Here is a 22033-nt window from a genome sequence, read left to right as displayed (position 1 = left end):
ATCATAGGCGTCATGAATGATCTGGAGGGTCCAGTCTCCTGTCCATGGCGCGGCTGTTGCTGTGCTCATGTCAGGGCGCAGGATCATGTCGCGCTCGATAAATCCGTCGTCGCCTGCAGCTTCACCCCAGTCGCCTGTGATGGTCTGGTAAAAGATGCTGTCTGGAAGGTGGAAATACTCCTGCCGCATAAATTTTGTTGCAGGAACAGCCTTGCCGCGGGCGATGCCTGGCAGATCGGAGATGATACACTCGACCTCGTCAAGTTTACGGCCTTCGAGATAGGCTTGGGCGGCTTCGGGAAGTTGGCTTGTCCATTCATCGTTCATGATGTGGCCTCTGCTGTCTGGCGTTTGAGATGCGCGACCATCATATCGCGGAAGATGCCGCGGTTTGTTGTGTATTCAAGTTCGGCTTTTGCCGCGTTCAGAAGCTCGGCTGGCACGGCCCCGCCGCGATGGGCGATCAGCCCCGCGATGACACCTGCGCCAAACTCAGGGTGTGGCTGGATTGTCAGGGTGCTTTCACCGATCATCAGCACGGCGTTTTCACAATGGGCGTTGCCCGCGAGGACTTTGGTGTCAGCAGGCAGGGCGACAACTTGATCTTGGTGCCATGCGTTTACGGCGAGCTTTTTGCCCTCCATATCATAGGTTTGACGACCTACGGCCCATCCACCTGAGAATTTCTCAACCTTGCCACCAAGCGCCTGCGCGATGATCTGGTGACCAAAGCAGATGCCGATCAGGGGCTTTGCTGTGGCGCTGATCGCGCGGATCAGGTCTTCGAGGGGCGGGATCCAGGCGTGGTCTTCATAAGCGCCGTGCTTTGAGCCTGTGATGAGCCACGCATCTGCGGCCTCTGGCCCGCTCGGAAATGCGCCATCAACGACATTGAAAGTTTCAAACGTGAAGCCTTCCCCTGAGAGAAGGCTGCGGAACATAGCGTCATAATCGCCTTCTGTTGCCAGAAGCTCGTCGGGTGCATGCCCCGTTTGCAAAATACCGATTTTCATGTGTCACCTATTTGATCAAACCCAGACTATTGCGGCCTGATGAACCGCGCAAGAGGGGCTTAAACAGTTTCCAGATATGTCATCCAATGGTCTTCGGGCGGGATATCGGCCAGCAGCCGCAGCTCTTGGCGCTTGGTCATCACCAAGTTCTCGATCAACCGAGGATGGAAGATTTGGGCGATCAGTGGATCATTTTCAAAGAGATCAATGGCGTCGTTCCAATTGGTCACAAGCTCGGGGTGCGCGCCTTCATAGGCATTGCCTGTGATCGGGGCAGGGGGTGTCGCCTTGCGCTCGATCCCGTCTATGGCGGCCCCAAGCACAGCGGCGAGGTGAAGGTAGATGTTGGTGTCTCCGCCAGCGATACGGTGCTCGATGCGCCGCCCAGCGGGCGGGCCTGCGGGGATACGGATTGCGGCAGTGCGGTTTTCATAGCCCCAACAAACCGAAATAGGAGCGTGTTCGCCCGGTACGATCCGGTCATAGCTTGGGCCGTGAGGCGCAAACACGAGTGTCGAGGCGCGCATGGCCTCAAGGCAGCCTGCAACCGCATGGCGCAGGGTATCATTTCCTTCCTCTGAGCCGTCATCAAAGACGTTATTGCCGTCAGCATCCACAACCGAGAAATGCACATGGAGGCCTGTGCCAGCGTCGCCTGCGAAGGGCTTTGGCATGAAGGTCGCCGCCATATTGTGCTGGCGCGCGATGCCTTTGACCATGGTCTTGAAAAGCCAAGCGTTGTCAGCGGCTTCCATGGCTTCGCGGTGATTGATATCAATCTCGAACTGGCCTGTTCCGACTTCTGAGATCGCTGTTTGCGCGGGGATATCCATCATATCGCAGGCGCGATAAAGCGAGTTGAAGAAGGGTTCGAAGGCGTCAAGCTCGGCGAGCGAGAGGATATTGGCGCCGACCAGTGCGCGGCCAGTGCGCGGGTTCTTGACCTGCACGGGCGTTTCGCCACTGTCATCGACAAGATAGAATTCCATTTCCGCGGCGGCGCGGACCTCCCAGCCTTTGGCGGTGTAGCGCTCAAGCACGCGTTCAAGCGCGCGGCGCGGGTCGCCCTCAAAGGGGGTCTGGTCTTCTTTGAGCATAGTTGCGGGCATGAGATAGGCGTCATCAGACAACCATGGCATCGGAACAGCGCCGCGGCCTGTGGGCTGCATGTAGCCGTCACGGTCGCCTGTTTCAAAAACCAGTGGGTTGTTGTCGATGTCTGCCCCCCAAATATCGACGTTGAGAACCGAGAGGGGCATACGGACGGCGCCGTTTTCGACTTTGCGCATAAAATCGGCGGGCAGGCGCTTGCCGCGCATCCTTCCGTTGAGGTCGGAGGCCGCGATACGAAGAGAACTTAAGTCGGGTAACATGGGGTCGCCATAATTTGATCAAATCTTTGGGCACGATGCCAGAAGCCCCCTATGTTGCGCAAGGGGTTTGATGAAAAGATCAGAGTTGAGGCGGTTTTGGTGTGGCGACTGCGAGGTAATCTTGGCTCGGCAGGGTGATCAAAGCCTTAAGGCCAAGAGCGTCTTGTGTGGCCGAATCAAGGGTGGAGAGTGCTGTGCTCATCGCGGCGAAGAGTGCCTCTGCATCTTGGGTCAGGCTTGTGATGTAGGGCAGGGCTGGTGTGGGCGCGGTCTGGGCGACGACGCCGAGCGCCGCTCTAAGCGGAGTGTGGCGGGTGAGAAGCCGCCATGTCTGGGCATCAAGGGCTGCAAAATCGGCGCGGCCTTCTGCGACGGCGGCGGCAGACAGAGCGTGACCGCCTGTCTGGATAAGGGGGCCATGGGCGAGGCCGATACTGTCGAGGTGTACTTTGGGCGCAGCCCAGCCCGATTGGGACATTGGCTCGTTAAAGGCAAAGCGCTTGCCTGCAAGGTCTTCGAGCGCGCTGATCCTGTCAGTCCGACGGGCGACAAAGACCGAGTTGTAGTGGCCAGCGGGGCAGTCGGGCAGGCCGAAGTCAGGCGTGGCGACAAGCTGCACATGTCCGTGGAGGCGCGCGCGGTAGGGAAAGCCGCAGGTCTGGGAGAGCAGAAGATCGGGTGATTGCCAGTGATCCCAGAGATCGCCTGTGCGGGTGAGAGCCGCCGGCCCATGGCCGAGCGTGGCGCGGATGGCTTGCCAAAAAAGATCGTTCGCACTGTGAAGCGCGGGCAGATCATACATCGGCAGAGAGGCGATCATGCGCCTGATGCGCGTTGGCGGGCGAGGTTGCTGTCGCGATCAGAGACACCAAGCAGATTTGCAACCATGCGCAGGAGCGCATCTTCGTGCTCGTCGCGTGTTGCATCTGCGAGGACAACGGACCAGAGCGATTGAACGACAGCAATCCGCTCGTCATAGGGCACGGCATCTTTGATGGCACGGGTAAAGCGGACGGTGTCTGGGGCCTCGGCCTCAAGCGTTTCGGCCTCACGGCGCAGGGCTTCTGTTTCGGCGGACGAAAGCGCGTAGCGGCGCGAAATCACCTTGTCGATCTGGGCCTGCTCTACGGCGTCATAGCTAAAGTCGGCGCGGGCCACGCGCACCAGAAGCGCTGTGAGGGCAAGGCGGGCGTCTGCGTCTGATGCTGTACTGTCGCCTGCGCCGAGGAGGCGCTCAAAGAAACCCTTTATCATTGTTGTTCAAAGCCTTCGGACAGGTTTGTGGGGAGCATGGCAAAGCCCAGTGCGAGGCTTGTTTCTTGCAGCACGGTTTCTTCTTCGGGGCGGTCTATCCCGTCAGCATGCATGACCGCGTGTAGCGCGCGTAAGGCATTGAGACGTTTGTCCTCATCGAGGCTGTCGTGAATGAGTTTGGCGAATTTACCCTCGTGCGGAGCCTTGGCCTCCAGCTTCTCGCAGAGGGCGCGCATTTTGGCGGCTTCGACAGGGTTGATCCCGAAGAGTTTGGCGAGGATCTTGTCTATTTTTACAATTTCTTCAACGGCATAGCTTTTGTCAGCCTTTGCCACACGGATCATCAGCGCGCCGAGGGCCATATTGGCGTCAGGCTCGGGCAGCGGGGCCCTCACAGGGGCGGACTTGTGAAAGCGGGAGAGAATACGGTCGATAAATTCCATTTTACCCCTCGTAGCCCTTCACGATCACCATGTCGCCGATGGAGACCTCTTTGCGGATGTCAAAAGCGGCTTGGTAGGCGGGGCTGTCATAGCAGGCAACCGCGGCCTCATAGCTTGGAAACTCGATTACAACTGTGCGGGAGCGGACCGTGCCTTCGCGCACTTCTTGGTCACCGCCGCGTACGATAAAGCGTGCGCCAAACTCGGCGAACGGGGCCGCATTGGCGGCTTTGTATTTCTCGTAAATCCGCGGATCTGACACATCGACATGTGCAACCCAATAAGCTTTGGCCATTTCCCCCCCCCCCTATTTTCAGAGCGCTCAGGCTGCGGCGGATGCGTGCGCGCGTCAAGCCTTGATCGCTCAGACGAGGCGGGATGTCTCAACCGCGGCGCGCACGAAATCAGCGAAGAGCGGATGCGGTGCGAAAGGTTTTGACTTGAGCTCAGGGTGGAACTGCACGCCGATGAACCAGGGGTGGTCTTTCCACTCCACAATCTCGGGGAGGCGACCATCGGGGGACATGCCTGAGAAGGTCAGCCCGCAAGCTTCGAGCTGTTCACGGTATTTCACATCGACTTCGTAGCGGTGGCGGTGACGCTCTTCGATAGCGGTTGTGCCGTAGACTTCGGCAACCTTGGAGCCTTCGGCGAGTGTGGCGTCATAGGCGCCAAGACGCATGGTTCCGCCTTTGTCGTCAGTTTCTTTTCGGGTTACGGTATAGTTGCCCTGAACCCATTCTTTGAGGTGGTAAACCACTGGCTCAAAACGCTTTTTGCCTGCTTCATGGTCAAACTCCTCAGAGCCTGCATCCTTGATTTTGGCCACGTTGCGAGCGGCCTCGATAACGGCCATTTGCATCCCGAGACAGATCCCGAGATAGGGCACTTTGCGCTCGCGGGCGAACTGGGCGGCCTTGATTTTGCCTTCTGTGCCACGCTCGCCGAAGCCGCCAGGCACGAGGATTGCGTGATAGCCTTCAAGGTGGGGGGCGGCGTCGCCTTTATCAAAGACTTCGGCATCGACCCAGTCGACATTGACTTTGACACGGTTGGCCATGCCGCCGTGCATAAGGGCTTCTTTGATCGATTTATAGGCGTCTTCAAGCTGGGTGTATTTGCCCACTATTGCCACGTTCACTTCGCCGTCTATGTTGCTGATGCGCTCTTTCACATCTTCCCAGACTTTGAGCTCTGGCTTGGGCGCAGGGCTGATCTGGAAGGCGTCCAGAACAGCTTGGTCAAGGCCAGCTTGGTGATAGGCCAGCGGGGCCTCATAGATTGACTTCAAGTCATAGGCAGGGATGACCGCCTCGGGGCGCACGTTGCAGAAGAGGGCGATTTTGGCGCGCTCTTTCTCGGGGATGATCTGCTCGGAGCGGCAGACAAGCACATCTGGCTGAAGGCCAATGGAGCGCAGCTCTTTGACGGAGTGTTGGGTTGGTTTGGTTTTCAGCTCACCAGATGCTGCAAGATAGGGCAAAAGGGTTAAGTGCATGAAAATGCACTGACCGCGCGGACGCTCTTGGGAAAACTGACGAATCGCCTCGAAGAATGGCAGGCCTTCGATATCGCCCACTGTGCCGCCGATTTCGCAGAGCATGAAGTCGACTTCATCATCGCCGATTTCGATGAAGTCTTTGATTTCATTGGTGACATGAGGAATGACCTGAATGGTTTTGCCCAGATAATCACCGCGGCGCTCTTTTTCGAGCACGTTGGAATAAACGCGCCCTGAGCTGACCGAGTCAGTCTTGCGCGCGGCAACGCCTGTGAAGCGTTCGTAGTGGCCAAGATCAAGATCGGTTTCGGCACCATCGTCCGTGACGAAGACTTCGCCATGCTCAAAGGGTGACATGGTTCCCGGATCAACATTGAGGTATGGATCGAGCTTGCGCAGGCGCACCGAAAATCCGCGGGCTTGCAGGAGCGCTCCGAGGGCCGCAGAGGCGAGGCCCTTGCCCAACGAGGAAACAACACCACCCGTAATGAAAATGTAACGTGCCATGTGTGTAACTCCCGTGAATGCAGTGCGAAGGACGCTCAAAAATGCTCAGAAACGGTCTGAAAAGACCGCATCATCACGGGATTTGAGCTATAGTAGATTCGGCCCCGCTTGGCAATGGAGACGCAACATAATGTTGCGCTTTTTAACGCAGGGTCAATGTGTAGTGGTTAGTCGGCTGATGGAACGAGCGGTGCATCGTCGCCTTCTGCGGGGGGCAAGAGCGTATCTGTTGTGCTCTGTTCTTCCACGGCTTCGGGCGCGGTCACATCGCTGAGGCGGTCAATGACGGAGCCACCAGCAGATTTTTGCGCCGCGATGATTGTCAGCGAAATAGAGGTACAAATAAAGGCAATCGCAAGGATCCATGTGACTTTGCCAAGGGCTGTCGCAGCTGCGCGCCCTGACACGCCGCCACCGCCGCCGCCCATGCCAAGGCCGCCGCCTTCGGAGCGCTGCATAAGCACAACACCGATGAGGGCCAAAGCCAAAATGAGATGGACGATAAGAACGACGTTTTCCATGAAATGCCCGATGCCTGAGACTGGTCTGGGCGGGTTTTAGGGGAAAGCCCCAAGGCGCGCAACCCGTGTTCTGGACTGTCTGGCCCTGAGACAGATGAATGCGGGCTTAAGCCAGCGTTTGGCTCGGTTAATCCGCGTCTTGGACGGCGAGTCTGGGGGGGGTGAAAAGCGTGCACAATGCGTGCACAACCCGTGCACTGGCCAAATGGGGGCTTTTGTCAGGAAAAATTAATCAATCCAGCGTGCGCTGTCGGGGGGAGATTCATTATTCGTCAACATCATCCATATCGGCCTGTCCCGAGAGCGCGCGGCGCACATGGCTCCAGCTGAGGCCGATCCCGAGCACAACAGAAAGCGCTGTGATGGCGAGCCAGATGTTGAGAGTCGGGTTGTCAAAACTGAGCCAGCCGTAGTCGGACGCGACCCAGAGCAGGGCGGCGACCAGCGCGAGGACCAGACACATACCAAAGAGGCCGATCGAGCGCAGCGTGGCTCTTAGGTAGATAATGTAGCCGACAAGGAGCAGAAGCCCGAAAAGTACGGCCAGAGGCATTTGAGCGCTCCAATTGGCCTCGGCCCAGCGGGCAAAATTATACTGGGTTGGATTGCAAGTCAGGCTCAATAGGCCAAAGGCGGCCAAGACGCGTAAAATGTAACCCATAAAAATGCCCTCGTTTTTTTTAGATTTTGCCACCTTCGAGCAGGCTCTGTAAAGCGCGCCTTGTTTGCGTGAGGGGGGCTTGGAGCAATTAAGGCTTTGGTAGGCTTTGCATGACAGGATGCGCTGAGAACTGTCAGGGAATGATCATGAATATTTATCACTGCGAGATTGACCTGCGTGACAATGCGAAGGCGCTTGTCTTTGCTGTGGCTGTTGAGGCTTGGATGGAGCATTTGCTCAGCCAGAAAGTTATTCTGGGTTGGCGCTTGTGCCGCCGCAAGCTTGGCTTCGGGGCACCGCAGTCACGAGATTTTCTGCTTGAGATCGAAGTCAGGGATATGACCCAGCTTGATCAGGCGTTTCGCTATGCGGAGCAAGCCGACGAGGAGATCGAGCAGCTCTATACCACCATGCATCAGATGGTGGGGGAGTGCGACATCGGGCTCTATCGCCCGTTTTCAGACCCCGAGCGCGCAGAACGCATGGCGCTGATCTGAGGTTTTGCTGGCAAGCCCCTGAACGGGTTTTCGTGAATTAGGTGTTTCGCCCCTTGAAGCAGCGCGATATACGAGCGCGGGTTTGACAGAGAACTCAACACAGAATCTGAGGGGGCCAGTATGGCAAATGTAGTGGTTGTCGGCGCACAATGGGGCGACGAGGGCAAAGGCAAGATTGTGGACTGGCTTTCAGAGCGCGCGGATGTGATTGCGCGCTTTCAGGGCGGGCACAATGCGGGCCATACGCTTGTTATTGATGGCAAAGTTTACAAGCTGCATGCGCTGCCTTCGGGTGTGGTACGCGGCGGTAAGCTGAGCGTGATCGGCAACGGTGTCGTGCTGGACCCTTGGCATCTGATGAATGAGATCGAGACTGTGCGCGCACAGGGCGTTGAGATCAGCCCAGAGACACTGATGATTGCGGAAAACACACCGCTGATCCTGCCGATTCACGGGGAACTTGACCGCGCCCGCGAGGAAGCCGCGAGCAAAGGCACAAAGATCGGGACGACGGGGCGGGGCATTGGCCCATGCTATGAAGATAAAGTCGGCCGTCGCGCGATCCGTGTGGCCGATCTTGCGGATGAGGCCACGCTGATTGCGCGTGTTGACCGCGCGCTTCAGCACCATGACCCGCTGCGCAAAGGCCTTGGTATCGAGCCTGTCGATCGGGAGGCGCTGATCAAGGCGCTGCAAGATATTGCAGGACAGCTTCTGCCCTATGCGGCCCCTGTCTGGAAAGTGCTGAGCGAGAAGCGCAAAGCTGGCAAGCGGATCTTGTTTGAAGGGGCGCAGGGCGCGCTTTTGGATATTGATTTTGGCACATATCCGTTTGTGACAAGCTCCAATGTGATCGCGGGCCAAGCGGCGACGGGCGTTGGCATCGGGCCTGGCTCGATTGATTTTGTGCTTGGAATTGTAAAGGCTTATACCACACGCGTGGGCGAGGGGCCTTTCCCCACAGAGCTTGAGGACGCGGACGGCGAGCGTCTTGGCACGCGTGGCCACGAATTTGGCACAACAACGGGGCGCAAGCGGCGCTGTGGCTGGTTTGACGCGGCTCTGCTGCGCCAGACGTGCGCGACGAGCGGTGTGAACGGGATTGCGCTCACCAAGCTCGATGTTTTGGACGGGTTTGAGACGCTGAAAATCTGTGTGGGCTATGATCTGGACGGTGAACGCCTTGATTATCTGCCATCTGCGGCAGACGCGCAGGCGCGCTGCACACCGATCTATGAGGAAATGAAGGGCTGGTCTGAAAGCACAGAAGGCGCGCGCTCTTGGGCAGATCTGCCTGCGGAGGCGATCAAATATGTCCGCCGTGTGGAAGAGCTGATCGACTGCCCTGTGGCGATGGTCAGCACGAGCCCAGAGCGCGAAGATACGATCCTTGTCACTGACCCGTTTCAGGACTGAGGCGGATGTTTGACAATCTGAGCTTCAAGATGCGGCGCTGGCTTGTTTTGCTGGTGCTGCTGGTCGGGATGCCGCTTTATATTGTGGCTGCTGTGAGCGCGGTTGGCTGGCTGGAAGGCGTGTTCGGGCGGCTGCCTCTCCTTGTCGAGCTGATTGTCTATGTGGGCCTTGGGCTGGCGTGGATCTTTCCGTTCAAGGGCCTCTTCAAAGGGATTGGCAAGCCTGATCCTGACGCCGCTCCGATCAAATGGGATGACGAGGTGTAACCTCTTTGTGAGGCAGGGCGGGCTGTGTTGCTTGGCCTGCCGTTTCTCTTTACCTGTCAGGCAAATGCTTGAAGGAGAGAGACTATGCAGCACGAATCTGTTCAGAATTATTATGGAAAAGTGCTGCAGAGCAGTGCGGACTTGCAGACCAACGCCTGCTGTAGCCCTGAGGACATGCCTGACTATGTAAAGCGGGTGCTCTCCAAGGTGCATGACGAAGTCTTGATGCGCTACTATGGCTGTGGGCTCGTGATGCCCCATGTGCTCAAGGGCGCGCGGGTGCTTGATCTGGGCTGTGGCGCGGGGCGCGATGTCTATGCGCTGGCGCAGCTTGTCGGGCCTGAGGGGCATGTGACGGGTGTTGATATGACTGATGAGCAGCTTGACGTTGCCCGCGCCCATAAAGGCTGGCATGCGGAGCAATTCGGCTATCAAAACACCAGCTTTCACAAGGGTTTCATCGAAAAACTCGATCAGCTGCCTGTTGAGGCAGGGAGTTTTGATGTGATCGTGTCCAACTGTGTGATCAATCTGGCGACCGATAAGGAAGCCGTTTTGCGCGGGGCTTACGGGCTTTTGAAGGCAGGGGGCGAGATGTATTTTTCCGATGTTTATGCCGACCGCCGTGTGCCTGCTGCGATGGCTGCGGATGAAGTATTGTACGGGGAGTGCCTGTCGGGGGCGCTTTATTGGAACGACTTTTTGAGCTTTGCCAAGCGGGCAGGCTTTGACGATCCGCGGCTCGTGACACAGCGCGAGCTGACGATTGAGAATCTTGCCTTGGAGGCGCGGGTTGCGCCGTTGCGGTTTAACTCTTCGACCTACCGGCTGTTTAAACTCGAGGGGCTGGAGCCCGCTTGCGAGGATTATGGGCAGGCGGTGATTTACAAGGGCACGATCGAGACGGCGCCGCACGGGTTTCAACTTGATGATCACCACTACATGGAGGCGGGGAAGGTCTTTGCGGTTTGTGGCAATACATGGAAGATGCTGGCGGAGACGCGCCACGCCGAGCACTTTGAGTTTATCGGCGATTTTTCAAAGCACTATGGCATTTTTGAAGGCTGCGGAGGCGAAAGCCCTTTTGAACGAGATGCGGCAACGGGCGGAGCGTTGAGCTGTTGTTAGATTGAGACCTCAGGGATTGCGCTGCCTGCGGCATCGCCAAGGGGGGCGTGCCAGACCTGCGGTCTGGCACGCCCCTTTTGCCTTCTATGCCCAGCCGGGCGGCCGAGCGCTGGCGTTGTGCGTGCTGGGAGGGCGGAATGGATATTTTTGGAAAGAAAAAGACGGGGTTGATCTCTTGGGCCATCGCCTCTGATCCGCTTGCGGGGCTGTGATGTGGCTGCTAAGGGTTTTTAAACCCGATGAAACCTGTCGGATACTGCAAGAGGCGCCCTGTGACAAAGCTCCCCCCGAGGCTCGATATTCGCAATCTCAAGCGCTCTTTTGAGGGGCGCGTCGTTGTGGATGATGTGTCGCTCACGATTGAACCGGGGCAGGTGACCTGTCTGTTGGGGCCGTCTGGCTGCGGTAAATCGACCACGCTGCGCATGATTGCAGGGGTGGATATGCAGGACAGCGGGCAGATTTATGTTGATGGAGAGCTGATCTGCGACACGGTGTTTCGTATTCCGCCTGAGCGGCGCAACACGGGGCTTATGTTTCAGGATTTTGCGCTGTTTCCGCATTTGAGCGTGGCGGAGAATGTGGCCTTTGGCCTCAGTGGTTCACGAAGTGAGAAGGCGGCGCGGGTGCGTGAGCTTTTGGGACGGGTCGGGCTTGCGCGCTTTGAGGAGAGTTATCCTCACGAGCTTTCAGGCGGGGAGCAGCAGCGCGTTGCTTTGGCGCGGGCGCTGGCGCCACGGCCACGGCTCATGCTGATGGATGAGCCGTTTTCCGGCCTTGATAACCGCCTGCGCGACGAAATCCGCGATGAGACGCTGGATGTGCTTAAACAAGAGGACACCGGCGTTTTGCTTGTGACGCATGAGCCTGATGAGGCGATGCGCATGGCCGACGAGATCGCTTTGATGCGCGCGGGCAAGATTGTGCAACGCGGTGCCCCTTACAATATTTACAATGCGCCGCGTGATAAGGAAGCTGTAGGATTTTTCAGTGATATCAACGTGATCGACGGCGTCGTGCGCGGGGCGCTAACGGATACGCCTTTTGGGCAGTTTCTCGCGCCAGGCGTTCCGGACGGGCAGGCTGTGGAGATTGTCATTCGTCCGCAGCACTTCAAGATTGATTTTGACCGTGATGGGCGCGGCCCTGATCCGACGCCGAGCGACGGCGCTGCGGCGCGGGGCGTTGTGGAGCGCGCACGCTTTATGGGCAATGAGAGCCTCGTCGAATTTCGTATGGATCACGACGGATCCAAGCTGCGCGTGACGGTTCCGAATGTGTTTTTGCCCTCGGTGGGCAAAGCGCTCTGGCTGTCGATCCGCCGTGATCGCTGCTTTGTTTTTCCGAAGGTGGCATGAAGAGGCTCCTGCTTTTGGCGGGGGCAGGTGAAGCCCGAGCTGTGGCTCAAGGGCTCGCAGAGATGGGCGCTGAGGCGGTCGCATCTCTGGAAGGCTCGGGGCGGTTTTTGAGCGATCTGGCGCTGCCCACACGCCACGGCGGCTTTGGTGGCGCAGCAGGGTTTGAGCGCTATCTGGATGAACAAGAGATTGCTGCGGTTCTGGATGTGACCCATCCCTTTGCAGAAGAGATCAGCGCACGCACCGCCGCGCGCTGTGCGGCGCGGGGGCTGCCCTATGCGCTTTTGTGGCGGCCCGCGTGGCAGCCTGAGGCGGGAGACGACTGGGTGGCGCTTGAGAATGAAGCGGAGGCGGCCGCACATATCCCTGCGGGATCGACTGTTTTTGTTGCGACGGGGCGGCGGGGGCTCGCGGGCTTTGCAAATCTGCGTAACTGTGAGGTAATTGCGCGGCGGATTGCTGAGGTGGCGCCTGAGCCCTTTCCTTTTGCTTGCGGGCGCTATCTGGCCAGTGTTGCGCCGTTTAGCGTTGCTGAGGAAGAAGCGCTTTTCCGGCAGCTTGGGGTCGATTGGCTTGTGGTCAAGAACGCAGGTGGGGAGGGCGCGCGGCCCAAGTTGCACGCGGCTCGTAACCTTGGGCTGAAGGTGGGGATGATTGCGCGGCCAGCGCCGCCTGAGGGTGTCACGCTATTGGCGACAGTTGAAGAGGCTTTGGACTGGGCGCGGGCGCATGGATGAGCGGGTGATCCTTGGGGCTGCCTGTGTGGCAGAGGGCGCGGAGTGGCTTGCCGCAAAAGATGCGCGCATGGCTGAGGCTTATGCGCTGACGGGGGCGCTGCCGCTCAGGCTCAAGCCTGAAGGCTTTGGCGAGCTTTTGAGCGCGATTGTGAGCCAGCAGGTGAGCGTGGCCAGCGCGGGCGCAATCTGGGCGCGCTTGGTTGCGGTGGGCTGTGATGCGCCAGAAACGGTTGAGCGCATGAGCGAAGAGGATTTGCGCGCCCTTGGACTGAGCCGCCAGAAGGCCGCTTATGCCAAGGCGCTCGCGCAGGCGCGGATTGATTATGAGGCTTTGCGAGCGGCACCGAGAGAGGATGTGATCAAGACGTTGGTTGCTGTGAAGGGCATTGGGGCTTGGACGGCAGAAATCTATGCGATGTTCAGCCTTGGGCGCGCAGATGTTTTTGCCAGTGGCGATCTTGCGCTGCAGGAGGCCGCACGCGTGCTTTATGGACTAGAGACACGGCCGAAGGAGCGGGAGATGCGCGCGATGGCCGCACAATGGGCGCCTTGGAGGGCGGTTGCGGCGCGCTTGCTCTGGGCCTATTACAAAGACATCAAAGACCGAGAGGGAATCCGATGACACGCGCATTGCAAGCCGGCCGAAGAGAACCAGTTTCAGGGGAGACCCGTTCTGTTGTGGTGTTTTTACACGGCTACGGCGCGAACGGGGCTGACCTTATGGGGCTTGCTGACCCTTTGGGAGAGCATTTGCCTGACACGCTTTTCATTGCTCCTGATGCCCCAGAGGCCTGTGCCGGAGCCCCGATGGGCTTTCAATGGTTTCCGATCCCTTGGATCGATGGCTCCTCGGAGGAAGAATCAGAGCGCGGAATGCGCGCTTCTGCGGATGATCTGAATGCGTTTCTGGACGGTATTCTTGTCGATGAAGATCTGCTGCCCGAGCAGATGGCTTTGGTTGGCTTTAGCCAGGGCACGATGATGGCGCTGCATGTCGCACCGCGCCGCGAGGATGAGCTCGCTGGAGTGGTGGCGTTTTCAGGGCGCTTGCTTGCCCCTGAGACGCTTGAAGACGAGCTTGCAAGCAAGCCGCCGATCCTGCTGATTCATGGCGATCAGGACGATGTTGTGCCGCCCCAGAGCCTGCCTGAAGCGGCAGAGGCACTGCAAAACGCGGGTTTCAAAGAGGTCTATGCGCATATCATGCAGGGTATGGGGCACGGGATTGCGCAGGACGGACTGACTGTGACGCTTGCCTTCCTGCGTGATAAGGCTGGCTTTTAAGTTTCTGATCTTAAATCATATTAAGCCCAAATTAACCCGAGCGTTCGCCGCTCGGGTCTCTTTGTTTACGGGTTTGATTTGTCTCGCTAGCTTTCGGGAGCTGGCGTGTTGGGCCGTGCGGGATGCATGGGCCGCGCGTCAGGCGGAGGGCTGAGCGACATGAGGCAAATATCATATGAGCATACACCCCCCTGAGGTCACCACGGCTGCTGACGTGCTGCATTTGCGCAGCTCTATCACAGCGCTTGTTCAGGAAATCACACGGCTGAAACTCGACTTAACGACCCTGCGGAGCCAGCTGATGGCGGAGCCTGAGGCGCAGGACGGGCGCAAGGTATGTTCGCTGCTGAGCGACATTGCGCAATGGGTCGGGATCGCGATTGAAATGGAGGAAACCTATGAAAAGCAATTCCAAAGCCCCCAGCGAAGCGGCAGTTTCGAGCACGCCCTCGACCTTGACGCTGCGCGGGCTAGCATCGGTGGCAAGCTGGATCGCCTCCGAGCCGCTACAAGTGCAGAGCGCGTTTCTGAGCAGTCTGAATGAGGCTGAGCTTCTGGCGCTGCCCTATCTCTTTGAGTTCTGGGCGTTGCCCCATCAGATCACGCCAGAGGGACGCTGGCGCAATTGGATCATCATGGGCGGGCGCGGCGCTGGCAAGACGCGCGCTGGCGCAGAATGGGTGCGCAGCTGTGTCGAAGGGGCAGGGCCGCGCGACGCGGGACGCTGTGCGCGGATCGCACTTGTGGGGGAGACAGTGGCGCAGGTGCGCGAAGTTATGATTTTTGGCGAGAGCGGGATTTTGGCGTGCTCACCGCCAGACCGCAGGCCAGAATGGCAAGCCAGCCGTGGGCGGCTTCTGTGGCCAAACGGGGCGGTGGCGCAGGTTTTTTCCGCGCATGAGCCAGAGGCCTTACGTGGACCCCAATTTGACGGTGCGTGGGTGGATGAGCTGGCGAAGTGGAAAAAGGCGCGCGAGACCTGGGATATGCTCCAGTTTGGTCTGCGTTTGGGGGAGGATCCACGGGTCTGTATCACCACGACCCCGCGCAACATCGGGCTTCTGAAAGACCTTCTGGAGGCGGAGGGAAGTGTTACAACGCATGCCGAGACCGAAGCTAATAAAGCCAATCTTGCCAGTGGTTTCTTGGCCGCAGTTCAAGCAAGATATGCAGGAACGCGGCTGGGGCGACAAGAGCTTGATGGGGTCTTGATCGAGGAGGCAGAGGGCGCTCTTTGGACGCCTGCGGCGCTTGAGGCTGCGCGCGTACGCGAGCTGCCTGAGATGAGCCGTATCGTGGTGGCGGTGGACCCGCCCGTCAGCGGAACGGAGCGCTCGGACGCCTGTGGAATTGTTGTGGCGGGTGTGGTGGCGCAGGGCCCTCTGCAGGACTGGCTCACCTATATTCTGGAGGATGTGACTGTGCAGGGGGCAAGCCCGATGGCTTGGGCTGAGGCGGCTGTCTCAGCGATGCACCGCTGGAACGCGGAGCGCATGGTGGCTGAGGTGAATCAGGGGGGGGACTTGGTTTAACAGGTGATCCGACAGGTCGACCCCCTGATTTCATTGAAAAAAGTGCATGCCTCTAAAGGCAAGGCAGCCCGCGCAGAGCCGATTGCCGCGCTCTATGAGCAAGGGCGGGTGCATCACTTCACGGGCCTCGGCGCGCAGCCTCGCTTCTGTTGTGTCCGAGCTGTGCGAACGTGCAGGACTGACAGCCTATGATGTGAGTGATCTCAAGGGCATGGTAGAGGGCTATGCCGTGGGGCAGGTCGAGGAGGCACGGGCTTCTTTGCAGCCGCTTATGCTGGCCTACGGCTTTGACGCTGTTGAACGGGATGGAAAACTTGTTTTTCTGATGCGCGACGGGCGACAAGACCATGCTCTGGAGGTCAGCGCTGTGGCGCTGAGCGAGGAACTGGACGCCGATGTAGAGCGGCTGCGCGCTTCGGATGCGGAGTTGATGGGCCGTGTGCGTTTGCGCTTTATCCAGAGCGGTGCTGATTTTGAAACAGTTGCTGAGGAGGCGGTCTTGCCAGATGAGGCCTCGCAGGCTGTGGCGGTTTCGGAGCTGCCGCTTGTGATGCGGCGTGGCGCTGGGCGCCAGATTGTTGAGCGTTGGCTCTCCGAGGCAAGAGTAGCCCGAGACACTCTGCGCTTTGCGCTGCCACCGTCCAAGCTTGATGTCGCGGCGGGCGATGTCTTGCGCTTGCAGTTTGACGGTGTTGAACAGCTTCTGCGAGTCGATCGTGTCGAAATCGGGAAGGAGCAAATGATCGAGGCGGTCCGGATCGAGTCTGAGACATATAACCCTGTAGATTTGGCGGAAGATGCGCCCTTGATGTCTGGATTTATGCCAGCTCTACCTGTCTTTCCGCTGTTTCTTGATTTGCCGCTCATGCCCGGCGATGAAGTGCCTCACGCACTGTATCTTGCGGTGACCGCAGAGCCTTGGCCCGGCTCGGCGGCGCTATACACATCAAGCGACGGGGACAGTTATCAGTTTGACCGGCTGATTGTTGCACGTAGCACTCTGGGTGTGCTGGAAACACCACTCGGGGCCGCTTGCTCGGGGCTGTATGACCGAGGATCACGCGTCAATGTGCGGCTTACATCCGGAAGTTTGGCCTCGGTGACCGAGTTGGCAATGCTGAACGGGGCAAATTTGGCCGCGATCGGAGATGGTAGCCCCGAAAACTGGGAGCTGGTGCAGTTTCAAAACGCTGAGCTGGTGGCTGATAAAACTTATGCGCTTACACGGCTGTTGCGCGGGCAGCTTGGCAGCGATGCGTGGCAGCCGAGTGAGTGGCCTGCGGGGAGTTACTTTGTCTTGCTCGACGGGCGACCCAAGCAAGTGGATTTGCAGGCCTCAGAACGCGGGCTTGAGCGGTTCTATCGTGTGGGCCCCGCGAGCCGAGCCTCTGATGATGCGTCCTATACTGGCGTGTCGCAGGCGTTTGACGGAGTCGGCCTCAGGCCGCTTAGCCCCTGTCATTTGCGCGTGGCTTCAAACAGCGCTGGACATGTTGCCAGCTGGATCAGACGCACACGCGTTGGTGGGGATAGCTGGGAGGCCTTTGATGTCCCGCTTGGAGAGGAAAGCGAACGCTATCTCGTTCGTGTGAGCCATGGAGCGCAGGTGGTGCGCGAGAGTGTCGTGACAGGCCCGACTTGGAGCTACACAGCGGCCGAGGCGGCGGCGGATGGCGCTGGGGGCGGTTTTCAACTTTCTGTTGCGCAACTATCCGCCGTTTATGGTGTGGGTGCTTTCGCACATGTCGATACAAGCCTCTGAAGAGGGGTGTTAGATGTCTTGGAAGCGGTTGGGGGCAACCTTGGCCGCTTCTGTGCGTTTCTGCACATTGGTGTTACAGTGATTTGGGTTTGTCACTCTCGTACGGTTGGCGCTATATTAGGGAGGCAAGCGCAAAGGATACTGTCATGCCGCAGCTCAAAACAAACCTCGCAAAGCTCGATCCTGTTTGGGCACAAATCAGGGGTGAAGCCGAGGAGGCTGTGAAGTCTGAGCCTCTTTTGGGCGGGCTCGTGCATGCGTGTATTCTGCATCACAACTCGATCGAGAAGGCGCTGGCTTATCGTATTTCGACAAAACTTGCCTCAAGCGAGATGTCCGAGCAAATCCTACGAGAGATTTGTGATGAGGCTTATGGCGCGGATGAGGGTCTTGCGATGAGTGCGCGCGCAGATATCGTTGCGGTCTATGATCGCGACCCCGCCTGCCACCGTTTTTTGCAGCCGATCCTATTTTTCAAGGGGTTTCAGGCTGTTCAGGGCTACCGTATTTCAAACTGGCTCTGGCGGGAGGGGCATAAAGACCTCGCTTATTTCTTTCAAATGCGCAGCTCTGAGGCTTTTGGCATAGATATTCACCCCGGAGCCAGGATCGGCAAAGGCATCATGATTGATCATGCACATTCTATTGTCATCGGGGAAACTGCGGTTGTGGGCGACAATGTCTCTATGCTGCATTCCGTGACGCTCGGGGGAACGGGCAAGGAAGAAGAAGACCGCCACCCCAAGATTGGCGACGGAGTCTTGATCGGTGCGGGGGCAAAAGTGCTCGGCAACATTAAGGTGGGCAATTGCTCGCGGATCGCGGCTGGTTCTGTTGTGCTGGAAGATATTCCAGCAAAGAAAACGGTTGCAGGCGTGCCTGCGCGCATCGTGGGCGAAGCAGGCTGTGCGACGCCGTCACATACCATGAACCAAGTAATTGAGCGCGGGTTTAACGACTGATCTGCTGTGATCAAAACAAGTGCCTCTGGCGGACAGGTTTGTTTGTTGGAGTTTCGCCCTCAAACCCTGAGTATATTTAGGGCATTAAGAAAGACAGAAGCGCTCTTGCCGTTTCTTCAGGTGCGGTGTCGGGAAAGAAATGACCACCTGACATCCCATTGCCTGTGACGTTTGAGAACCTGTCTTGCCATGTCGCGAGCACATCATAGGCTCTGGCCATTGGGCCGTCTGCGCCAAAGAGGATGAGCGCGGGTATGTCAAGCTGGCGCCCCAAGTCTGCCTCATCAAGAGCGAAGTCGATCTCGAGCGCTGCGCGATAGTCATTGCACATGGCGGTGATGGTTTCGGGCTTGCGCCAGCTTGCGCGGTAGGCTGAAAGCTGATCGGGGGCAAAATCCGAAAGCACATTAGAACCCCAGCCCGTCAGGCAGCTTTCGAAGTAATGATCTGGATCATGGCTGATCAGAGTTTCGGGGAAGGGCGCAGGCTGGGCGAGAAAAAACCAGTGATAGTAGCCTTTGGCGACCTGTGTTGTAAGTTCACTCAAGAGCAGATGGGTCGGGACGATATCCAGGAGCGCGATTTTTGTGAGCCGTGCTGGGGCATCTAGCGCCATACGGTGGGCTGTGCGCGCGCCGCGGTCATGACCGATGAGGGCGAAGCGTTCGTGACCGAGATGTGCCATAAGCTCCAACATGTCGCGGCCCATTGCGCGGAAAGAGTAAGCAGACACGCCATCAGGCTTTGAGGACTCGCCGTAACCGCGCAGATCGGCTGTCACGACAGTGAAGTGCTTTGCCAGCAATGGTGCGATTGTGCGCCACATCGCGCGGGTCTGGGGGAAGCCGTGCAAGAGAAGGAGCGGCGGGCCGCTGCCTTCTACATTATAGGCGATCTCTGCTTCAGAGGCTGCGAAGCGCCTCATTTTTTGGTCATCTCTTCAAGGACGCGTGCCCAAGAGCGAATGCCTTTATGGAAGCTCTCCATGTCATATTTTTCGTTGGGTGAGTGGATTTGGTCGTCGTCTTTACCAAAGCCGATCAGCATGGCGTCCATGTTGAGGATGTCCTTGAAAAATCCCGCGATCGGGATCGATCCACCACAGCCGACATAGGCGGCGGCATCTGGCCATTCATCAGACAGAGCTTTGCGGGCCTGCTCGAAGGCGGGGTGAGAGACCGACATCTGCGCAGCGGGTGCACCTTTGTCACCCTTATAGCTGACTTTGTAATCGGATGGCACCGAGGCTTCCACATAGGCCTTGAGCGCTGCAACAATCTTGGCTGGGTCTTGCTGACCGACGAGGCGGAAGGTGAATTTGGCATGGGCTTTGGAGGGCAAAACTGTCTTTGACCCATCGCCCGTGTAGCCGCCCCACATGCCGTTGACTTCGCAGGTTGGGCGGGACCAGAGCTTTTCGAGCGGGGTACGGTCGACTTCGCCACCTTGCTCTGTCAGGCCGATGTCGCCGAGGAACTTGGCATGATCAAAGCTGAGCGCCTGCCATTGTGCACGGATTTCGTCGGAGAGCTCGGGTACATCGTCATAAAACCCCTCAAGGGTGATGCGGCCCGTTTCGTCATGAAGACCTGCGATGATGTTTGACATGACGTGCAGTGGGTTGCGTACGAGGCCGCCATACATGCCTGAGTGCAAATCGCGGTCTGGGCCCGTGATTTCAACTTCGATACCTGCAAGGCCGCGCAGCATGGTGATGATCGCGGGGACGCGGCTTTCAAACAGCCCCGTGTCGCAGATGAGAGCGATGTCGGCTGTCAGCTCTTTGGCATTTTCCTTCATGAAGGGAATGAGCGATGGGGAGCCGCTTTCCTCTTCGCCTTCAAAGAAGAAGGTGATCTGACAGGGCAGGGATCCGTTGACTTCGCGCCATGCGCGGCAGGCCTCGACGAAAGTCATAAGCTGGCCTTTGTCATCCGACGAACCGCGTCCGCGGATCACGCGGCCTGCAGGTGTTTCTTCGATGGCGGGATCAAATGGGTCACGATCCCAGAGATTGAGCGGATCCACTGGCTGGACATCGTAATGACCATAAAACAGGATGTGTGGCCCTTCGCCTGCGACATGGCCGACGACCATCGGGTGACCCGGGGTGTCACGCTTTGTGGCCTCAGCGCCAATGCTCTGAAGGTCGGCAACGAGCCAGTCAGCTGCTGTTTGGCAGTGCGCCGCGAAAGCTGGGTCTGTCGAGACAGAAGGAATGCGCAGAAGCTCCAGCAAGCGGTCTGTTGCAGCAGGGAGGTTGTTGTCGATCTGGTCGAGCACGGATTTGAGAGACACGGATTGGACAGACATGGGCGCTCCTTGGCGTGATTTGGATTTAACGCAACCGTAACTCTGGGGATGGCAATGTCCAGTCGCTAAAAGATGTAGCAGAAAAGCTGGTTTTCTTGATCTGGGTCAAATAACAAGCACGCGGCAAAATGTAGCCTGTCGCTCTAGGGTGGCGCTATGTAGAGTTATTCAGTATTGTGAATACGGGAATCTGCTCGCAGACTGCGACCGCAGGAGAAAAAGACCAAAAGGGGATCGCGCGTGGATTATTCTGCCAAGCTCGACGAAGCGCTGAACAAATTGCACGAAGAGGGCCGATACAGGACCTTTATCGACATTGAGCGCAAGCAGGGGCAGTTCCCCCATGCGACATGGCGCAAGCCTGACGGGTCTGAGGCGCCGATCACTGTTTGGTGCGGGAATGACTATCTGGGTATGGGGCAGCATCCTGCTGTTATGGCAGCGATGCATGAGGCTATTGAAGCCACAGGTGCAGGCTCTGGCGGGACACGCAATATCTCTGGTACCACCGTGTATCATAAGCGTCTTGAGGCGGAACTTGCGGATCTTCACGGCAAAGAGGCGGCTCTTGTCTTTACGTCAGCCTATATCGCCAACGACGCGACATTGAGCACTTTGCCAAAGCTTTTTCCTGGTCTGATTATATATTCTGATGCGCTTAACCATGCGTCCATGATCGAAGGTGTGCGCCGCAATGGTGGTGCGAAGCGAATTTTCAAACACAACGATCTTGCTCATTTGCGCGCCAAACTTGAGGCAGATGATCCAGCGGCGCCGAAGCTGATTGCGTTCGAATCGATTTATTCGATGGATGGCGATTTTGGTCCTATCAAAGAGATTTGTGATCTGGCCGATGAATTCGGCGCAATGACCTATATTGACGAAGTGCACGCTGTTGGCATGTACGGCCCCCGCGGCGCTGGTGTGGCCGAGCAGCAAGGCTTGATGAACCGTATAGATATCATCAACGGTACATTGGCGAAGGCCTATGGTGTTATGGGGGGCTATATTGCTGCCTCTGACAAAATGTGTGATGCAATCCGTTCTTATGCGCCGGGCTTTATCTTTACCACATCCTTGCCGCCTGCAATCGCGGCGGGCGCGGCGGCCTCTGTTGCGCATCTGAAGCAGGATCAAAGCTTGCGCGAGAAACATCAGGAACAGGCGGCTAAACTGAAGCTGCGGCTGAAGGGGATGGGGCTGCCCATTATCGACCATGGCAGCCATATTGTGCCTGTGATCGTGGGCGACCCTCTACACACAAAGGCGCTTTCTGATATGCTTTTGGAGAGCTTCGGGATTTATGTCCAGCCAATCAACTTCCCGACAGTGCCCCGCGGCACCGAGCGTTTGCGCTTTACACCGTCTCCCGTACACGGACCACGGGAAATGGATAAACTGGTAAACGCTATGGATGAGTTGTGGGCCCATTGTGCGCTGAATCGCGCCGAATTGGCGGGCTAAACGCACTGTTTCGTGCATTGCTACTTGAGATGTGCTAAAAA

General features: G+C 57.9%; 23 protein-coding genes and 2 pseudogenes. 13 read left to right on the top strand and 12 right to left on the bottom strand.

Translation table 11 applies throughout. The annotated features are described in order from the left end of the window. From P8O11_RS07660 to P8O11_RS07615, 10 genes and pseudogenes are all read right to left on the bottom strand, one after another. Positions 1-327, bottom strand: a pseudogene (locus P8O11_RS07660) (glutamine synthetase); the annotation flags it as partial. Then, entirely contained in the window at positions 324-1013 is a 690-nt protein-coding gene (locus P8O11_RS07655; RefSeq protein ID WP_300293329.1) for a type 1 glutamine amidotransferase, read from the bottom strand. The pseudogene P8O11_RS07660 and the gene P8O11_RS07655, both read right to left, overlap by 4 nt. A gap of 59 nt (positions 1014-1072) precedes the next feature. Beyond that, positions 1073-2386: a glutamine synthetase family protein gene (locus tag P8O11_RS07650; protein WP_300293327.1), complete on the bottom strand. Its 1314-nt coding sequence runs from the start codon at positions 2384-2386 to the stop codon at positions 1073-1075. A gap of 79 nt (positions 2387-2465) precedes the next feature. Beyond that, positions 2466-3206 carry a PhnD/SsuA/transferrin family substrate-binding protein gene (locus P8O11_RS07645; RefSeq protein WP_300293326.1) on the bottom strand — a complete coding sequence of 247 codons (741 nt, stop codon included), beginning with the start codon at positions 3204-3206 and terminating at the stop codon, positions 2466-2468. Then, a complete protein-coding gene (locus P8O11_RS07640; protein WP_300293323.1) occupies positions 3203-3640 on the bottom strand; it encodes a TerB family tellurite resistance protein in 438 nt (145 codons plus the stop codon). Before P8O11_RS07640 ends, P8O11_RS07645 begins: the two co-directional genes overlap by 4 nt. Further along, positions 3637-4083 carry a TerB family tellurite resistance protein gene (locus P8O11_RS07635; RefSeq protein ID WP_300293321.1) on the bottom strand — a complete coding sequence of 149 codons (447 nt, stop codon included), beginning with the start codon at positions 4081-4083 and terminating at the stop codon, positions 3637-3639. Before P8O11_RS07635 ends, P8O11_RS07640 begins: the two co-directional genes overlap by 4 nt. Position 4084: 1 nt before the next feature. After that, positions 4085-4378: a DUF1330 domain-containing protein gene (locus P8O11_RS07630; RefSeq protein WP_300293319.1), complete on the bottom strand. Its 294-nt coding sequence runs from the start codon at positions 4376-4378 to the stop codon at positions 4085-4087. A gap of 69 nt (positions 4379-4447) precedes the next feature. Next, positions 4448-6091, bottom strand: a complete 1644-nt coding sequence (locus tag P8O11_RS07625) for a CTP synthase (protein WP_300293317.1) — start codon at positions 6089-6091, stop codon at positions 4448-4450. Positions 6092-6258: 167 nt separating this feature from the next. Beyond that, the gene (gene secG / locus P8O11_RS07620) at positions 6259-6612 is read right to left on the bottom strand and encodes a preprotein translocase subunit SecG (protein ID WP_089890203.1); all 354 of its coding nucleotides are present in this window, start codon (positions 6610-6612) and stop codon (positions 6259-6261) included. A 265-nt stretch (positions 6613-6877) separates the two neighbouring features. After that, complete coding sequence (locus P8O11_RS07615; RefSeq protein WP_300293314.1) at positions 6878-7273, bottom strand: DUF6524 family protein; 396 nt, start codon at positions 7271-7273, stop codon at positions 6878-6880. Positions 7274-7419: 146 nt separating this feature from the next. Here P8O11_RS07615 and P8O11_RS07610 point away from each other — a divergent pair, with 146 nt between their 5' ends. The 12 genes and pseudogenes from P8O11_RS07610 (at position 7420) to cysE (ending at position 18215) form a co-directional block, all read left to right on the top strand. Further along, positions 7420-7770, top strand: a complete 351-nt coding sequence (locus P8O11_RS07610; RefSeq protein WP_300293312.1) for a DUF6614 family protein — start codon at positions 7420-7422, stop codon at positions 7768-7770. A 120-nt stretch (positions 7771-7890) separates the two neighbouring features. Next, positions 7891-9186 carry an adenylosuccinate synthase gene (locus P8O11_RS07605; protein WP_089890206.1) on the top strand — a complete coding sequence of 432 codons (1296 nt, stop codon included), beginning with the start codon at positions 7891-7893 and terminating at the stop codon, positions 9184-9186. Positions 9187-9191: 5 nt separating this feature from the next. Then, on the top strand, positions 9192-9452 hold the full coding sequence (locus P8O11_RS07600) for a DUF2842 domain-containing protein (protein ID WP_089890209.1): 261 nt from the start codon (positions 9192-9194) through the stop codon (positions 9450-9452). An 84-nt stretch (positions 9453-9536) separates the two neighbouring features. Next, complete coding sequence (locus P8O11_RS07595; protein WP_300293307.1) at positions 9537-10580, top strand: methyltransferase domain-containing protein; 1044 nt, start codon at positions 9537-9539, stop codon at positions 10578-10580. Positions 10581-10852: 272 nt separating this feature from the next. Then, positions 10853-11938 (top strand): ABC transporter ATP-binding protein, encoded by a 1086-nt coding sequence (locus P8O11_RS07590; protein ID WP_300293305.1) that lies wholly within the window; start codon positions 10853-10855, stop codon positions 11936-11938. Further along, positions 11935-12675 carry a precorrin-6A/cobalt-precorrin-6A reductase gene (locus P8O11_RS07585; protein WP_300293303.1) on the top strand — a complete coding sequence of 247 codons (741 nt, stop codon included), beginning with the start codon at positions 11935-11937 and terminating at the stop codon, positions 12673-12675. Before P8O11_RS07590 ends, P8O11_RS07585 begins: the two co-directional genes overlap by 4 nt. Further along, the gene (locus P8O11_RS07580; protein ID WP_300293301.1) at positions 12668-13297 is read left to right on the top strand and encodes a DNA-3-methyladenine glycosylase 2 family protein; all 630 of its coding nucleotides are present in this window, start codon (positions 12668-12670) and stop codon (positions 13295-13297) included. Before P8O11_RS07585 ends, P8O11_RS07580 begins: the two co-directional genes overlap by 8 nt. Continuing rightward, positions 13294-13959, top strand: coding sequence for an alpha/beta fold hydrolase (locus P8O11_RS07575; RefSeq protein ID WP_300293299.1), 666 nt, complete (start codon positions 13294-13296; stop codon positions 13957-13959). The genes P8O11_RS07580 and P8O11_RS07575 overlap by 4 nt, the downstream gene beginning before the upstream one ends. A 175-nt stretch (positions 13960-14134) precedes the next feature. Continuing rightward, positions 14135-14503 (top strand): hypothetical protein, encoded by a 369-nt coding sequence (locus P8O11_RS07570; RefSeq protein ID WP_300293297.1) that lies wholly within the window; start codon positions 14135-14137, stop codon positions 14501-14503. 10 nt (positions 14504-14513) lie between these two features. Then, positions 14514-15623, top strand: a pseudogene (locus P8O11_RS07565) (DNA-packaging protein); the annotation flags it as partial. Next, a complete protein-coding gene (locus P8O11_RS07560; protein WP_367186854.1) occupies positions 15538-17253 on the top strand; it encodes a phage tail protein in 1716 nt (571 codons plus the stop codon). The pseudogene P8O11_RS07565 and the gene P8O11_RS07560, both read left to right, overlap by 86 nt. Before the next feature lie 146 nt (positions 17254-17399). After that, positions 17400-18215 (top strand): serine O-acetyltransferase, encoded by an 816-nt coding sequence (cysE, locus tag P8O11_RS07555; RefSeq protein WP_300293295.1) that lies wholly within the window; start codon positions 17400-17402, stop codon positions 18213-18215. Positions 18216-18291: 76 nt separating this feature from the next. Here cysE and P8O11_RS07550 read toward each other — a convergent pair whose 3' ends face one another. Together P8O11_RS07550 and P8O11_RS07545 are read right to left on the bottom strand one after the other, a co-directional pair. Beyond that, complete coding sequence (locus P8O11_RS07550) at positions 18292-19140, bottom strand: alpha/beta fold hydrolase (protein ID WP_300293293.1); 849 nt, start codon at positions 19138-19140, stop codon at positions 18292-18294. Further along, positions 19137-20513, bottom strand: a complete 1377-nt coding sequence (locus tag P8O11_RS07545) for a dipeptidase (protein WP_300293332.1) — start codon at positions 20511-20513, stop codon at positions 19137-19139. The genes P8O11_RS07550 and P8O11_RS07545 overlap by 4 nt, the downstream gene beginning before the upstream one ends. A 255-nt stretch (positions 20514-20768) precedes the next feature. On the opposite strand from P8O11_RS07545, the gene hemA reads away from it, so the two are divergent. Further along, on the top strand, positions 20769-21992 hold the full coding sequence (gene hemA, locus P8O11_RS07540; RefSeq protein ID WP_300293291.1) for a 5-aminolevulinate synthase: 1224 nt from the start codon (positions 20769-20771) through the stop codon (positions 21990-21992). Positions 21993-22033: the final 41 nt, after the last annotated feature.

Origin of the sequence: Lentibacter sp. (assembly GCF_029254145.1) — a bacterium.
Classification (GTDB): domain Bacteria; phylum Pseudomonadota; class Alphaproteobacteria; order Rhodobacterales; family Rhodobacteraceae; genus Lentibacter.
Note: the sequence above shows the minus strand (reverse complement) of the source record. Positions and strands in the feature narration are given on the sequence as shown.

Excerpts from the sequence above, each read along its gene's own strand:
- P8O11_RS07655 (WP_300293329.1), bottom strand. The coding sequence starts at position 1,013 with ATGAAAATCGGTATTTTGCAAACGGGGCATGCACCCGACGAGCTTCTG.
- P8O11_RS07630 (WP_300293319.1), bottom strand. The coding sequence starts at position 4,378 with ATGGCCAAAGCTTATTGGGTTGCACATGTCGATGTGTCAGATCCGCGG.
- P8O11_RS07550 (WP_300293293.1), bottom strand. The coding sequence starts at position 19,140 with ATGAGGCGCTTCGCAGCCTCTGAAGCAGAGATCGCCTATAATGTAGAA.
- secG (WP_089890203.1), bottom strand. The coding sequence starts at position 6,612 with ATGGAAAACGTCGTTCTTATCGTCCATCTCATTTTGGCTTTGGCCCTC.
- cysE (WP_300293295.1), top strand. The coding sequence starts at position 17,400 with ATGCCGCAGCTCAAAACAAACCTCGCAAAGCTCGATCCTGTTTGGGCA.
- P8O11_RS07610 (WP_300293312.1), top strand. The coding sequence starts at position 7,420 with ATGAATATTTATCACTGCGAGATTGACCTGCGTGACAATGCGAAGGCG.
- P8O11_RS07640 (WP_300293323.1), bottom strand. The coding sequence starts at position 3,640 with ATGATAAAGGGTTTCTTTGAGCGCCTCCTCGGCGCAGGCGACAGTACA.
- P8O11_RS07625 (WP_300293317.1), bottom strand. The coding sequence starts at position 6,091 with ATGGCACGTTACATTTTCATTACGGGTGGTGTTGTTTCCTCGTTGGGC.
- P8O11_RS07600 (WP_089890209.1), top strand. The coding sequence starts at position 9,192 with ATGTTTGACAATCTGAGCTTCAAGATGCGGCGCTGGCTTGTTTTGCTG.
- P8O11_RS07570 (WP_300293297.1), top strand. The coding sequence starts at position 14,135 with ATGAGCATACACCCCCCTGAGGTCACCACGGCTGCTGACGTGCTGCAT.
- P8O11_RS07615 (WP_300293314.1), bottom strand. The coding sequence starts at position 7,273 with ATGGGTTACATTTTACGCGTCTTGGCCGCCTTTGGCCTATTGAGCCTG.
- P8O11_RS07585 (WP_300293303.1), top strand. The coding sequence starts at position 11,935 with ATGAAGAGGCTCCTGCTTTTGGCGGGGGCAGGTGAAGCCCGAGCTGTG.
- P8O11_RS07635 (WP_300293321.1), bottom strand. The coding sequence starts at position 4,083 with ATGGAATTTATCGACCGTATTCTCTCCCGCTTTCACAAGTCCGCCCCT.
- P8O11_RS07595 (WP_300293307.1), top strand. The coding sequence starts at position 9,537 with ATGCAGCACGAATCTGTTCAGAATTATTATGGAAAAGTGCTGCAGAGC.
- P8O11_RS07560 (WP_367186854.1), top strand. The coding sequence starts at position 15,538 with ATGCCTCTAAAGGCAAGGCAGCCCGCGCAGAGCCGATTGCCGCGCTCT.
- P8O11_RS07645 (WP_300293326.1), bottom strand. The coding sequence starts at position 3,206 with ATGATCGCCTCTCTGCCGATGTATGATCTGCCCGCGCTTCACAGTGCG.
- P8O11_RS07605 (WP_089890206.1), top strand. The coding sequence starts at position 7,891 with ATGGCAAATGTAGTGGTTGTCGGCGCACAATGGGGCGACGAGGGCAAA.
- P8O11_RS07580 (WP_300293301.1), top strand. The coding sequence starts at position 12,668 with ATGGATGAGCGGGTGATCCTTGGGGCTGCCTGTGTGGCAGAGGGCGCG.
- P8O11_RS07575 (WP_300293299.1), top strand. The coding sequence starts at position 13,294 with ATGACACGCGCATTGCAAGCCGGCCGAAGAGAACCAGTTTCAGGGGAG.
- P8O11_RS07650 (WP_300293327.1), bottom strand. The coding sequence starts at position 2,386 with ATGTTACCCGACTTAAGTTCTCTTCGTATCGCGGCCTCCGACCTCAAC.